The sequence below is a fragment of the Sinorhizobium chiapasense genome (assembly GCF_036488675.1).
Lineage (GTDB): Bacteria > Pseudomonadota > Alphaproteobacteria > Rhizobiales > Rhizobiaceae > Sinorhizobium > Sinorhizobium chiapasense.
This window is the reverse complement of sequence record NZ_CP133148.1, coordinates 1,273,828-1,287,539: the sequence shown is the minus strand read 5'-3', so window position 1 is coordinate 1,287,539 and position 13,712 is coordinate 1,273,828. Positions and strand designations below refer to the sequence as shown.

Genomic DNA, 13,712 nt, shown 5'->3' with positions numbered 1-13,712 from the left:
CACTATCGTTGACTTTGACGTAAAAGTCAAACAACGCAGCGGCCATCACTGGATGTGGAACCACCAGGTGGCGATGCCGAGAAAGCTGAAGAAGCCGGTTATGTCGGTAACCGCCGTCACGAAAACCGCCGAAGAAACGGCCGGATCGGCACCGGATTTTTCAAGGAGAAGCGGAATCATGATGCCTGCGAGCGCTGCCGCCATCATGTTGATCAACATTGCCGTCGCGATAATGCCGCCTATATTCGGATCCTGAAACCACAGGCCCGCAACCACACCGATGAACGTCCCGAAAATCATGCCGTTCAGGAGCCCTACCCCCGCTTCGCGGCGGATGATGCGCGGCGCATTGTGAATGTCGAGGCCGCGGGTCGCGAGCGCACGGACGGTCACTGTCATGGTCTGCGAACCCGCGTTGCCGCCCATGCCGGCCACAATCGGCATCAGGATGGCCAAGGCCACGATCTGCTGGATGGTCGCGTCGAAAAGGCCAATCACCGAGGCGGATATGCAGGCCGTCATCGAGTTGACGAAGAGCCACGGCACCCGCGAGCGCGAGGCCTCGGCAACGGAGTCCGACAATTCCTCGTCGCCGACGCCGCTCAGGCGCAGCAGGTCCTCTTCCGCCTCTTCCTGGATCACGTCGACCACGTCGTCAATGGTCAGTACGCCTACCAGTCGCTCGTTGTCGTCGACAACGGCGGCCGACAGGAGGTCGTACTGTTCGAAGAGTTGAGCCGCCTCTTCCTGATCCATCTCGGCGGGAATGGCGTGGCTGGTGTCGCGCATGATGGCATCGACCTTGATCGACCGCTTGGTGCGAAGCACACGGTCGAGATCGACGGTTCCGAGAAGCTTGAACGTCGGATCGATGACGAAGATCTGCGTGAAACTGTCGGGAAGGTCTTCGTCCTCGCGCATATAGTCGATCGTCTGACCCACCGTCCAGAACGGCGGCACCGCGACGAATTCCGTCTGCATGCGCCGGCCGGCAGTGCTTTCGGGATAGTCGAGCGAGCGACGCAGCCGAACGCGTTCGGTGAACGGCAACTTGGCGAGGATCTCCTCCTGATCCTCCTGATCCAGATCCTCCAGAATGTAGACCGCGTCGTCGGAGTCCATCTCTCCGATCGCCTCGGCGATCTGCTCGTTGGGCAGGTGCTCGACGATGTCAAGACGTATGGCCTCGTCGACCTCGGTCAGCGCCGCGAGATCGAACTCCTTGCCGAGCAGCGAGACGAGCGCCAGCCGTTGTTCCGGCTGGATAGCTTCCAGAAGATCGCCAAGTTCGGAAGCGTGAAGGCCAGCGACGTGCTGACGCAGATAGATCGTGTCGCGATCGGCAATCGCGGCGCCGACATGCATGAGGAAGTCGGAGCGCACAGAGCCGTCGTCGGCATAGATATCCGAGCCGTCATAGGCGGTGGTTTCTTCCGAACGGTCGTCGTCGCCGATATTGCTCATTGAGCCGCCCTCGAAAAACAAAGCCGCCCGAATCAAATGGGACGAAGATCCCGAAAGGCGAGCGCGCCATTCCAAATGACTGCCACGCCCTCGAAAGGCAACGGCGACCTGCCTTGCTACAACGCCCCCGCCTCCTCCCCGCAAAGTCGCTGTAACACTTTGAATTGCTGCGTGATTTTATCCTCGGATCGATTCCGACCCCGGAAGTCATGCAGTAGCGCAAAGCTTCCGCGAGGTCCACAGGGCAGAGGGTGCGAATGAAGAGCCGGCGAAAGTTTTGCGCAAGCTGTTGCAAACGCATATGAAAGCCGTAGGTCAAGGAGCCGAAAAGGCAGATGCCTGCCGAGACTACGGCGCCGCGCGTCTTATCAGGACGCTGTAGTACCTTGAATTGCTGCATGTTCTTATTCTTAAATCGGCTAGGACATAAGGAAACATGCAGTAGGGGCCAGGATGGCTATTCTCCCCATCGTACGCTTTCCGCACGCGGCGCTCGCCACCGCGGCGGAAACGATCGAACATTTCGACGACGATCTTCGGCAACTGGCAAGCGACCTTCTCGAGACGATGCACGCCGCCCCGGGGATCGGCATTACTGCAAATCATGTAGGCGTTCTGCGACGGCTGACGGTGATCGAGCTGGATCGGGGAAGCGGCTCGCGGGTCTTCGCCAATCCGGAGATTATCTGGCAATCCCATGACCTGATGCGGCACGCGGAAGGCAGCGTCTCGATGCCCGGCATTTCAGAGGAAGTCGAGCGGCCGTGCGCGGTGCGCGTGCGCTATCAATCGCTATCCGGTGACACGCTGCAAGAATATGCAGAAGGACTGATGGCGATCTGCCTGCAGCACGAGATCGACCAGCTCGCCGGTATTTTCTGGACGCAGCGCCTCTCCCGGCTAAAACGCGAACGCGCGGTCAAGCGGTTCGAAAAAATGACCAGAGGTGAGCGGTGACCCTACTGCAGTTCCCCTAAGCGCGTCGCCTTCAAACGGCCTCATGCGACGCGCTTTTGGTCTTTGTTTTCATGCATGTCGTTGTCCCAAAACCGCTGCACACTTTTGAGCGACATGCATTAAATCGTATCCAATTTAAGGATAAAAACATGCGGCAATTCAAAGTGCTACCACGTACTTTGCGCGTCTGATAAGACGCGCGGCGCTGTAGTCCAGCTGGGATCGCCGACAATACGATTCATCAAGGATACAAAATGAAAGCCTTACGCCTGATACCCATTGTTGCATTAGCCCTGGCCGGGTGCACGGCCGCTTCACCTGATCTGGAGCCCCTCCCCGGCAGCTTCACTTATGGCGAGAAGGCGGCGTCGCGCAGAACGCAAGCAGCGCCCGGCACGATGATACAGCACCGTTTCCTGCATCAGGGCACCATGGTTTTCGAAACATACGAAGTCCAGCCGGATCATTCCTACAAGCTCGTTCGTCGCAACGTCCAGGACAGCTGGGCGCCCTGACGGCGAGCCGTTCAAGGGCGAAGCTGTCACGACGTCGTCGCGGCCCGGAACATTGTGATCGCCGCCTCGTTTTCCATTGGTAGAGATCAATGGAGATTATCTGATGGCCAAGTATCTCGATGAACGCGGCGATCCGGTCTCGAAAACACATGATGCGGACAGGGAAGAATTCTCGGCCCAGGAAACCAGACCGGGCGGCCTCGGCCTCCGTGTTCTGGCGGTGCTCACAGGCGGACTGTTTCTCGTCCTGCTTGCGTGGGGCGCTGTCGAACTCTGGGGCGAAAGCAACGATAGCGATCGGGCGACGCAAACTGAGCAGACGCCGCCTGCTCCATCGTCCGAGCGCACCGGCAGTGTCGGCAACCAGACACCCGCCCCCGCCGACGGCCAAGCCTACCCGACCGACAGGGATCCTGCCGCGCCGTCGGGAACCGTTGGGCCGTCGCAGCAAACCTCGCCTGGCGGCACGGGGAAATAACGATCATCTATTCGGAAGTCGGCGCAGTCGAGCACTCATAGAGTACGTCGTCCGTTTCCGCATCGACGCCGGCGAGGCTGACGTCGTACCCCCAAAGATGGCGCACGTGACGAAGCGTGGCGTCGCGGCTCGCTTCGTCCAGGAGTATGCCGTTCTTCACGTTGTGCTGCAGCCGAAGGTGGCGATCGCCCAGGAGATCGACATCCACGACCTGGATGTCCGACTGGTTCGCCGCGACATCATAGCTGCGCGCAAGCGCAGTGCGTATGGTCTGGTAGCCGCGCTCATTATGGATCGAGGCAACCTCGCAGTAGTTGTCGCCGGCCTCGTCCGTCAGCAGGAACAGCCTGAATTTGCGGATCAATGCCGGGCTCAAATATTGCAGGATGAAGGATTCGTCCCGGTGGTTCGCCCAGGCGTCGATCAGCGTCTCCCGCCAATTGCCGCTGCCGGCGATCTCGGGAAACCAATCACGATCTTCCGGTGTCGGATCCGTGCAGACGCGCTGGATATCCTGCATCATGGCAAATCCCAGCGCATAGGGATTGATGCCCGGAAAGCGCGGGTCGTCGAAGGATGGCTGAAAGACCACGTTGGAGTGGCTGTGGAGCATTTCCAGCATGGAGCCTTCGCTGATCCTGCCCTGATCGAAAAGCCTGTTCATGATCGTGTAGTGCACGAAGGTCGCACATCCCTCGTTCATCACCTTCGTCTGCCGCTGTGGATAGAAGTACTGGGCGATGACGCGAACGATACGCAGGAGCTCCCGCTGCCAGGGCTCCAGGATCAGGCTGGTTTTTTCCAGAAAATAGAGCAGATTTTCTTCGGGCAGGTTGAGCGCCTTCTTCCGCTCCGAAGCGTCGCGCTCCGCCTCCTTGGAGTTGTGCCCGTCCGGTGAGGGCGGCAGCGTTCTCCATAAATCGCTGTAGGTCTGCTCTTCGTATTCGAGCCGCTCTCGGGCGCGCTCGCGCTCTTTCTCGGATGAAAGCCGCGGTGGACGACGATATCGGAAGACGCCTTGATCCATGAGTGCGTGGGCGGAATCGAGGATGACCTCGACCTCGGACGTTCCGTACCGCTCCTCGCATTTGGTGATATATTTCTTGGCAAACTCCATATAGCTGAGGATCGCGCTGGCATCGGTCCACTGCTGGAACAGATAGTTGTTCTTGAAAAAGTGGTTGTGGCCAAAGGCCGCGTGCGCCGTCACCAGGGCCTGCATGGCCATGGTGTTTTCCTCCATCAGATAGGTGATGCAGGGGTTGGAGTTGATGACCAGTTCATAGGCAAGGCCGCGGCGGCCCTTGCGATAGAGGTGTTCCTCGAAAACGAAGCGCTTGCCGAAGGACCAGTGCTGGTACATCAGCGGCATCCCCACCGAAGAATAGGCGTCGAGCATCTGCTCGGAGGAGATGATCTCGAGTTGGTTCGGATAGACGTCGAGATGCAGTTCATCCAGCGCGATCGTTTCGATCGCATCATAGGTGCGCGACAGCGTCTCGAAATTCCAATCGGAATCGTGAAACAGAAGGTTTGAGGCTGCGCCCTTGGGCATTCCTATCGCCTTTCAGTGCGCAGTTGCATGGTTGGCTGCCTGGCGAAAAGCTTCCGGAAAACCGGATAGATGTCCGACGGTCTCGCAATCCGGGTCATCTGGAAATTCGACCATTCACTGTCGACCGTGCGATAGGCGCGCCAGAGGGACGTGCCGTTGTCGGTCGTACCGAAAATCTCCGTCTCGCGCTCATCTATGATTTCAACATAGGCATAATATTGGCAAAGGCGCATCACCTGCCGGTGGAGAAGCGAAACGCAAAGGTCCGAATCCCCGGCGCTGTTCTCCCCGTCGGAGGCCTGAGCAGCGTAAATGTTCCATTCACGCGCCGGATAACGTTCCTCAATGATACGGAGCATCTCCTCGATGGCCGTGGAAACAACCGTGCCGCCGCTCTGCTTGCTGTAGAAAAAGGTATTTTCGTCGACCTCACCCGCCTCATCCGTGTGGCGAATAAAGACGATGTCTATTCGCTTGTAGCGCCGCTTGAGGAACAGATGCAGCAGGACGAAGAAGCGCTTGGCCAGATCCTTCTCCCGCTCGCCCATCGAGGCAGAGACATCCATGAGGCAAAACATCACCGCGCTTGCATTCGGCAGCGGCTGTGGCTCGAAACGATTGAAGCGGATGTCGACCGGGTCGACATAAGCAATGCGGCGGCGGCGGCGCTCTAGCTTGTCCAGTTCCTGGCGCAACGCCTCGATGCGTTTCTGGTGGGCGCTACTGGCATTCGATTCCGCCTCCAGCCTGGCAATTTCGTCGGCGATCGTGGCCACGTCCGCACGGCTGGGCCGCCTGAGCGCGATACGGCGGCCATAGCTGTTGCGCATCGTGCGCCCCACATTGATATTGGTGGGCGATCCCGATGTCGCAAAACCGGCCCGACGAGGCTTGAACGCTACCGACTCCTTGAGATTGAGCTTCACCATATCCGGAAGCTCAAGGTCCTCGAAAAAAAGATCGAGGACTTCGTCGCGCGACAGCACGAACTGGAAGTCGTCTTCGCTCTCGCCAGTTCCTGCGCCGGCGCCCGAGGCGCCGCCGCGTGCACTTGGTTTCGGGATGCGATCGCCCGGCGTGAACTCATGATTGCCGGGCAGGATATACTGTCTCTCGCCGGTGCTTGGGGAAGGCTGGAAGGATGGTTCGCCGACGCCGCGTTCGGGCATGGGCACGCGGTGTTCCGCATCCACGTCCGCGATCTTGCCTGCTTTGATCTGTTCCTTGATCGTCCGTTTCAGCTCTTCCCGCGCCCGTTTCAGGAAACGCCGCCGGTTGCCAAGGCTCTTGTCCTTTGGATTAAGGCGGCGGTCGATGAAATTCGGCATTGGCAAACCCCCAACGTACGCATCTTTAGCCCGCCTTGTTCACTCGCATGTACCAGTCGACGAGCCGCCGAACCTGCCGTTCGGTATATCCGCGTTCGATCATGCGCTGGACGAACTCGGCATGCTGCTTCTCGGTGGAACTGTCCTTCTTGGAGCCGAAACTGATGACCGGCAGCAGATCCTCGACCTGGCCGAACATACGCTTTTCAATGACTTCGCGCAGCTTTTCATAACTCGTCCAGGAAGGATTGCGGCCGCTGTTCTTGGCCCGGGCACGCAACGTGAACTTTACGACCTCGTTACGGAAATCCTTCGGATTGGCGATTCCCGCCGGTTTCTCGATCTGCGACAGTTCGCTGTCGAGTACCTTGCGATTGAGGATCTGTCCGGTGTCGGGATCCTTGAAGTCCTGGTCCTCAAGCCATGCGTCCGCATAGGCGATGTACCGGTCGAACAAGTTCTGACCGTATTCGCTATAGGATTCCAGATAGGCCTTCTGGATCTCATGGCCTATGAATTCGGCATAGCGCGTCGCCAATTCCGACTTGATGAAGTCGAGATAGCCTGCCTCGATTTCCTTGGCAAACTGCTCGCGTTTGATCGCCTGCTCCATGATGTACATCAAATGCACGGGATCGGCGGCGACCTCCTTGGTGTCGTAGTTGAAAGTCTCCGACAACACCTTGAAGGCAAAGCGGGTGCTGATGCCCGTCATGCCCTCGTCGACGCCGGCGGCGTCGCGATATTCCTGCACCGACTTTGCCTTCGGATCCGTGTCTTTCAGGTTCTCGCCGTCATAGACCCGCATCTTCGTATAAAGCGGAGAGTTCTCATGGGGAGCAAGGCGGGTCGACACCGTGAACCGGCTCAAGCACTCCAGAACTTCCGGCGCGCAAGGATTGTCGACCAACTCACTTTCACGTAGGAGTTTCTCGTAGATCAGCTTCTCTTCCGTAACGCGTAGGCAATAGGGCACCTTGACCACCAGAATGCGGTCGAGGAACGCCTCATTGTTCTTGTTGTTCTTGAATTGCAGCCACTCGGATTCGTTGGAATGCGCCAGGACGGTGCCCTGGTAGGGAAACGCGCCGAAATTCTCGGTGCCGTTGTAATTCCCCTCCTGGGTCGCCGTTAGCAGCGGGTGGAGGACTTTGATCGGCGCCTTGAACATCTCCACGAACTCAAGCAGCCCCTGTGTGGTGCGGTTCAGCCCGCCGCTGTAGGAATAGGCGTCCGGGTCGGCCTGGCTGTAGTTTTCGAGCTGGCGAATATCGACCTTGCCGACGAGCGAGGAGACATCCTGGTTATTTTCGTCGCCGGGCTCGGTCTTCGCGATGGCGATCTGGCGCAAGCGGGATGGCATCAGTTTGACGACGCTGAATTTCGAAATGTCGCCGCCGACTTCGTCCAGCCGCTTGGCCGCCCAAGGCGAGATCAGGCCGGTGAGCCGCCGTCTGGCGATTCCATACTTGTCCTCGAGAAGATCGGCCATGCGTTCCGGGTGGAACAGACCGAGCGGGGATTCGAAGACCGGGCTGATCTTGCCGTTGACCATCAAAGTGTAGATGGGGCGCGCCTCCATCAGCTTCTTGAGCCGCTCCGCCAACGAGGATTTGCCGCCGCCAACCGGCCCGAGGAGGTAGAGAATTTGCTTGCGCTCTTCGAGGCCCTGCGCGGCATAGCGGAAATAGCCGACAATCCGCTCGATCGTATCCTCCATGCCATAGAAGTCAGAGAATGAGGGATAGATCTTGATGGTTCGATTGGCGAAGATTCGCCCGAGACGCTCGTCCGCGCTCGTATCGACGAGGGTCGGCTCTCCGATGGCCTCCACCATGCGCTCCTGCGCGGTGGCGTACATACTCTTGTCGTCGCGGCAGGCGAGGAGATATTCTTGCAGACTTATCTCTTCCTGCGCTGCACTCGTATAGATCTCTGAAAAGAGATCGAAGACGTCAGATTCACTCCTTGTCATCACGCTCTCCCGCGGGAGGCCGGTCAACCGAGACGGGTTCGCTGCCTGTTGGCTCCCTGCTTACAGTGAACTGTTTCCTGCCTCCAAAGTTCCTCAACACGTTGCGGTTTAGCTAGCGGATGCCTAAGCAGTGGCCAACGGTGAGCACCCGCATCTTCCTTACGGCGCGCGGCGCTTTCCAAATGGCGCAACGGGCACCGTAATGCTTTGAATTGCTACAGGTCTTATCCGTAAAGTCGAATCGGATATAGGAAATCATGCAGCAGGTTCGCCGCTCTGTCACCCCATCATATTGACCGCTTTTCACAATTCCGCGATGGCGAGCGGATTCGCGTCCAGTCTCTGTCCACTTTTCCGATTTTTCGACGAACGGCTATTTCCCCCGCGGCAGAGTCCCTGCAGAACCGGTGCGCGGGCGAAACACAACTCGCCTTCGTCTCCGTGGCCCGAACTCGGGCCGGGCGGAAATGCTGCAGAGACCCCATGGCCAGATCTGGCACAGCGCGGCGGCGACCCCACTCGCTTGCTCGTAGACTTGCGTCGGCGACGCCGCCTGTGGATCTCCTTAGCAACACAATATGGCATTTTGGTCGCGGGTGCTACCGGAGACGTTCGCTTTGAGCTCCGGCGTCGCAGTAGGAGTGACGTCCTGCAGCTGCGGCGCTGCGCGGCGGTGCCGGAACAACGGCACTACAGCGCCGAGCGTCTAATCAGACGCGCAAAGGGCGCTGCGGAGCTTTGAGTTTCCGCATGATTTGTCCTTAAATCGATTCCGATTTAAAGGATCATGCATCGGCGCATGCAAATTCGAAGTCTGAAATAAAAAACCCCGTAGAACCGGACGGTTACGGGGGCTTTTTCAATTCAATTTGGTGCGGTCGAGAAGACTCGAACTTCCACGGGTTGCCCCACAGCGACCTCAACGCTGCGCGTCTACCAATTCCGCCACGACCGCATCGTGGTAGGTGCCGATTGCGTCGGCGGGGCTGCATGTAGCAAAAGCATTTGGGGTGCACAAGGGCAAGACGACAGAAATTTGACGAGAAAAGAAACTATTTCAACAGCACCCTCGCGAAGCGCTGGAAATGCTGGACTCTTGGCGCGCGCCATCCCATTTACGGAGGCGGAAAAACCAGGAATAGGGCCTCATGCAGCGCGACAATCTCGACCAAAACATGTTTGCACCGCCAGGATCGCCGGCAGTGCGCTGGCGCATTGCCCCTTCCCTCGTCGACTATCCAGAAGCGGTCGAAACCATGGAACGGGAAGCCGCGGCCATTGCCGCTGGCACAGCGGACGAACTGGTTTGGCTGGTCGAGCACCCTCCACTTTATACGGCGGGCACAAGCGCCGACGTCTCGGACCTGGTGATGCCTGACCGTTTCCCGGTCTATGCGACCGGCCGGGGCGGCGAATACACCTATCACGGTCCGGGTCAAAGAGTCGTCTATGTCATGCTTGACCTAAAGCGGCGCCGTCAGGATGTGCGCGCCTTTGTCGCAGCACTCGAGGCGGTCATCATCAACACGCTCGATTCGATGAACGTCAAAGGCGAACGCCGCGAAGACCGGGTGGGCGTATGGGTGCGCCGTCCGGAAAAGCCGCCACTGCCCGACGGATCCGCGGCCGAAGATAAGATCGCCGCGATCGGCATCCGGCTGCGCAAATGGGTGAGCTTTCATGGCCTCGCGCTGAACGTCGATCCGGACCTCGATCACTTCGGCGGTATCGTGCCCTGCGGCATCCGCGGCTTCGGTGTCACCAGCCTGGTCGATCTTGGCCTGCCGGTCATGATGCCCGACGTCGACATTCGACTGAGGGAGGCATTCGAAACAGTCTTTGGGCCGACACGCGTCGAAGGCGACTGTCGCCAACCATTGGCGCCGCTCGCCTAGATCGGGCTATCGGCGCATAATTCGGTATATTCGTAATGGTGGCCGGCGAACTTACGCCCGCTTTCGCTTCTGCACCTGCCTCTCGCGCCAGATGATGTACAGCCCGGATGCGACGATTACGAGAATGCCGAGCCACTTCGATGGCGTCGGAAAATCTCCAAAAACGATGTAGCCGAGCGCCGTCGCCGAGACGATCTCGAAATAATGGAATGGTGCCAGGAGCGATATCGGCGCGGCCTGAAATGCCTTGACGACAAGGAGATGTCCCCAGCCGGAAATGGTCCCGAGTACCACGACGAGCATCCAGCCGAGCGCCGATTGCGGTAGCGACGGTACGAAATCGACGGCACCGAACCCATTGCCGACGGCGATCACCGCCGCCATGAACAGTGTCCCGCCTATGCCTGCGATCGTCTGCATCGTCAGCGGCGGATCGGCGCTGCCAAGGGCGCGGTTGAGGAAGAGGTAGCAGGCAAAGAGGAAGGCGCAGGCGACCGGCAGCAACGACTTCAGGCCGAAGACGGCAAAGCTCGGCTGGATGACAACCATCGCACCACCGAAGCCGACTGCGATCGCCGACCATCGCCGCCATCCCACTTTCTCGCGCAGGATCAGCGCCGAAAGGCATGTCAAAATGAACGGCTCGACGAAGTAGATGGCGAACACATCCGCGAGCGGCATGTATTTCACGGAAACGAAGAAAAAGAGCGCCGCCGCGGCGAGCAGTATACCGCGTAGAATGTTCGGCCAGGGCCGCTTCGGATAAAACGCCCGCAGCCCGCCGGCCGAAAACAACAACGGCGCCGTCGATATCAGTTGAAAGAAGAAGCGGTAGAAGGTCACCTGACCGGGCGACATGCCCTCATAGACCGCCATATATTTCGCAATCGCATCCATGCAGGGCAGGATGAGCATGGCGAAGATCATGATCGCCACGCCGCGCATGACCGGATTGTGCGGCGCGACGGCCGTTGGAGAATACTCGTTCACAGGCAGATTTCCGATTTCGGTGCCGAAACTTAGCTTGTTTCGTCGAGGTTTCAATGTGCCTTGGCGACGCGCTGGACAGACAGCCGCATTTGGCCGCGTTTTTGACGTTCCGAGGTGGTCCGTCGACACGGCAATGCCTATAAGCTGATTCCACCTTCGCCCCGCAGCTGGAAGCCAGGGGCGCTTCCGGCAATCATCCGGAACCTTTGAACGTAACTGTGCCAAAGGAGAGAGCCATGCGCTTATCCACCGAAACCATGATCGCCCGCCTTCGCGAGACAGGAGACGGCGACACGCTTGGGGGGCGCATCTGGAGAGCGCGTGACGCCGCGAATCTTTCCATGAGGGAACTTGCGGACCGGCTTGGCGTGCGGTGCGAAACCGTCGCGGCATGGGAACGCGACCGTGCCGAACCTCGCACCAATCGCCTGTTCATGCTGGCCGGCGTACTCGGGGTCACGCCGGCCTGGCTGATTGCCGGCATCGGCCGCGCCCCTGATGACGATGCCGGCATGGGCTCGAAAGAGGCCCTTCGGGAGCAACTCGATCTTGTCAAGAAATTGCATGCTCAGACCGGCGAAGCCATCGCCGCGCTCGAAGCGGAACTCGATCGCATTCAGCAGACCGTTCGTCCAAGAGGAGGCTGAAGCGCGTTTTCCGCCCGCATTCCATTTAACGTAGTAGAATAGTCTATCGCCGATTCCAGCTTAGCGCACCCGACTGCCACAACGTTGACGATCGCAGCCGCTGCCAGCAAAGCATTTAAAATCAAAGGGAGAAGAGACATGGACGTACGCGCCGCCGTCGCCACTCAGGCCGGCAAACCACTCGAAATCATGACGGTTCAGCTCGAAGGGCCGAAGGCCGGCGAGGTGCTGGTCGAGGTCAAGGCGACCGGCATCTGCCACACCGACGATTTCACCCTGTCGGGGGCCGACCCGGAAGGGCTGTTCCCGGCGATCCTCGGCCACGAGGGCGCCGGCATCGTCGTCGACGTCGGCCCCGGCGTCACTTCGGTGAAGAAGGGCGACCACGTCATCCCGCTCTACACCCCGGAATGCCGCGCCTGCCCGTCGTGCCTCAGCCGCAAGACCAATCTGTGCACCGCCATCCGCGCCACGCAAGGCCAAGGGCTGATGCCGGACGGCACCTCGCGCTTTTCGATCGGCAAGGACAAGATCCACCACTACATGGGCTGCTCGACCTTTGCGAACTTCACCGTGCTGCCGGAGATCGCCGTCGCCAAGGTCAATCCCGACGCCCCGTTCGACAAGATCTGCTACATCGGCTGCGGCGTCACCACCGGCGTCGGCGCGGTGATCAACACCGCCAAGGTCGAAATGGGGTCGACCGCGATCGTCTTCGGTCTCGGCGGCATCGGCCTCAACGTCATCCAGGGGCTGCGCCTTGCCGGTGCCGACATGATCATCGGCGTCGATTTGAACAACGACAAGAAGCCCTGGGGCGAGAAGTTCGGCATGACCCACTTCGTCAATCCGAAGGAGGTCGGCGACGACCTCGTGGCCCATCTTGTCAACATGACCAAGCGCGGCGCCGACCAGTTCGGCGGCGCCGACTACACCTTCGACTGCACCGGCAATGTCAAGGTGATGCGCCAGGCGCTCGAAGCCTCGCATCGCGGCTGGGGCAAGTCGGTGATCATCGGCGTGGCCGGCGCCGGCCAGGAGATATCCACCCGGCCGTTCCAGCTGGTCACCGGCCGCACCTGGATGGGCACCGCCTTTGGCGGCGCGCGCGGGCGCACCGACGTGCCGAAGATCGTCGACTGGTACATGGAGGGCAAGATCGAAATCGACCCGATGATCACCCACACGCTGCCGCTCGACGACATTAACAAGGGTTTTGAGCTGATGCACTCCGGCGAGAGCATCCGCTCGGTCGTGATCTACTGAGCTGTCGGCCTCAAACCAACAAAGCACCGGAATCGGTTGAATTCCGGTGCTTTGTGGCTATTAGGAAGTGTGTACAAGATGATCTTCGTCGATGCGGACGCCTGTCCTGTGAAGGCGGAAATTCTGAAGGTAGCGGAACGCCACGGCTTCGAGGTGACCTTCGTCGCCAATTCCGGCCTGCGCCCATCGCGAGACCCGATGGTGCATAACGTCATCGTTTCGGCAGGCTTTGACGCCGCCGACAACTGGATTGCCGAACGCGCGGGAGAAGGCGATATCGTGGTTACGGCGGACGTTCCGCTCGCCGCACGCTGTGTCGCCGCTGGTGCCCTCGTCACCGGACCTTCCGGTCGGCTCTTCGACAAGAGCAACATCGGCATGGCCTCGGCCATGCGCGACCTCGGCGCACACTTACGGGAAACCGGCGAAAGCAAAGGCTACAATGCAGCCTTCACACCAAGGGACCGCTCAGCCTTCCTGGTCACGATTGACCGGCTCTGCCGCCAAGCCAAAAGATGAGAGCTACTGCATGTTCCTTATATCGTAGCCGATTTAAGGATAAAAACATGCAGCGATTCAAAGTGCTACAGCGTTCTTTGCGCGTCTGATAAGACGCGCGGCAATGCAGGCTGAATCCCGCGA

Annotated in this window: 12 protein-coding genes and 1 tRNA gene; 7 read left to right on the top strand and 6 right to left on the bottom strand. The window is 59.4% G+C overall.

Going from position 1 to position 13,712, the window contains the following annotated elements; translation table 11 throughout:
- Positions 1–45: 45 nt before the first annotated feature.
- Positions 46–1,464 carry a magnesium transporter gene (mgtE, locus tag RB548_RS06210; RefSeq protein WP_331374104.1) on the bottom strand — a complete coding sequence of 473 codons (1,419 nt, stop codon included), beginning with the start codon at positions 1,462–1,464 and terminating at the stop codon, positions 46–48.
- Between the two features lie 453 nt (positions 1,465–1,917).
- Here mgtE and RB548_RS06205 point away from each other — a divergent pair, with 453 nt between their 5' ends.
- The 3 genes from RB548_RS06205 (at position 1,918) to RB548_RS06195 (ending at position 3,414) form a co-directional block, all read left to right on the top strand.
- Positions 1,918–2,421, top strand: a complete 504-nt coding sequence (locus tag RB548_RS06205; RefSeq protein WP_331374103.1) for a peptide deformylase — start codon at positions 1,918–1,920, stop codon at positions 2,419–2,421.
- Between the two features lie 254 nt (positions 2,422–2,675).
- Positions 2,676–2,936: a hypothetical protein gene (locus RB548_RS06200; protein WP_331374102.1), complete on the top strand. Its 261-nt coding sequence runs from the start codon at positions 2,676–2,678 to the stop codon at positions 2,934–2,936.
- Between the two features lie 103 nt (positions 2,937–3,039).
- Positions 3,040–3,414, top strand: a complete 375-nt coding sequence (locus tag RB548_RS06195; RefSeq protein WP_331374101.1) for a hypothetical protein — start codon at positions 3,040–3,042, stop codon at positions 3,412–3,414.
- 7 nt (positions 3,415–3,421) lie between these two features.
- On the opposite strand, the gene RB548_RS06190 is transcribed toward RB548_RS06195, so the two are convergent.
- The 4 genes from RB548_RS06190 to RB548_RS06175 form a co-directional block, all read right to left on the bottom strand.
- Positions 3,422–4,969 carry a SpoVR family protein gene (locus tag RB548_RS06190; RefSeq protein WP_331374100.1) on the bottom strand — a complete coding sequence of 516 codons (1,548 nt, stop codon included), beginning with the start codon at positions 4,967–4,969 and terminating at the stop codon, positions 3,422–3,424.
- A gap of 2 nt (positions 4,970–4,971) precedes the next feature.
- Positions 4,972–6,297 carry a YeaH/YhbH family protein gene (locus tag RB548_RS06185; RefSeq protein WP_331374099.1) on the bottom strand — a complete coding sequence of 442 codons (1,326 nt, stop codon included), beginning with the start codon at positions 6,295–6,297 and terminating at the stop codon, positions 4,972–4,974.
- A gap of 25 nt (positions 6,298–6,322) precedes the next feature.
- Positions 6,323–8,272, bottom strand: coding sequence for a PrkA family serine protein kinase (locus RB548_RS06180; protein WP_331374098.1), 1,950 nt, complete (start codon positions 8,270–8,272; stop codon positions 6,323–6,325).
- 870 nt (positions 8,273–9,142) lie between these two features.
- Positions 9,143–9,227, bottom strand: a tRNA-Leu gene (locus RB548_RS06175).
- Positions 9,228–9,420: 193 nt separating this feature from the next.
- On the opposite strand from RB548_RS06175, the gene lipB reads away from it, so the two are divergent.
- Positions 9,421–10,167, top strand: a complete 747-nt coding sequence (gene lipB / locus RB548_RS06170; protein ID WP_331374097.1) for a lipoyl(octanoyl) transferase LipB — start codon at positions 9,421–9,423, stop codon at positions 10,165–10,167.
- A 51-nt stretch (positions 10,168–10,218) separates the two neighbouring features.
- On the opposite strand, the gene RB548_RS06165 is transcribed toward lipB, so the two are convergent.
- Positions 10,219–11,112: a DMT family transporter gene (locus RB548_RS06165; RefSeq protein WP_331374895.1), complete on the bottom strand. Its 894-nt coding sequence runs from the start codon at positions 11,110–11,112 to the stop codon at positions 10,219–10,221.
- Between the two features lie 281 nt (positions 11,113–11,393).
- On the opposite strand from RB548_RS06165, the gene RB548_RS06160 reads away from it, so the two are divergent.
- The 3 genes from RB548_RS06160 (at position 11,394) to RB548_RS06150 (ending at position 13,589) form a co-directional block, all read left to right on the top strand.
- Positions 11,394–11,804: a helix-turn-helix domain-containing protein gene (locus RB548_RS06160; protein ID WP_331374096.1), complete on the top strand. Its 411-nt coding sequence runs from the start codon at positions 11,394–11,396 to the stop codon at positions 11,802–11,804.
- Between the two features lie 138 nt (positions 11,805–11,942).
- Complete coding sequence (locus RB548_RS06155) at positions 11,943–13,070, top strand: S-(hydroxymethyl)glutathione dehydrogenase/class III alcohol dehydrogenase (RefSeq protein WP_331374095.1); 1,128 nt, start codon at positions 11,943–11,945, stop codon at positions 13,068–13,070.
- A 78-nt stretch (positions 13,071–13,148) separates the two neighbouring features.
- On the top strand, positions 13,149–13,589 hold the full coding sequence (locus tag RB548_RS06150; RefSeq protein ID WP_331374094.1) for a YaiI/YqxD family protein: 441 nt from the start codon (positions 13,149–13,151) through the stop codon (positions 13,587–13,589).
- Positions 13,590–13,712 lie beyond the last annotated feature (123 nt).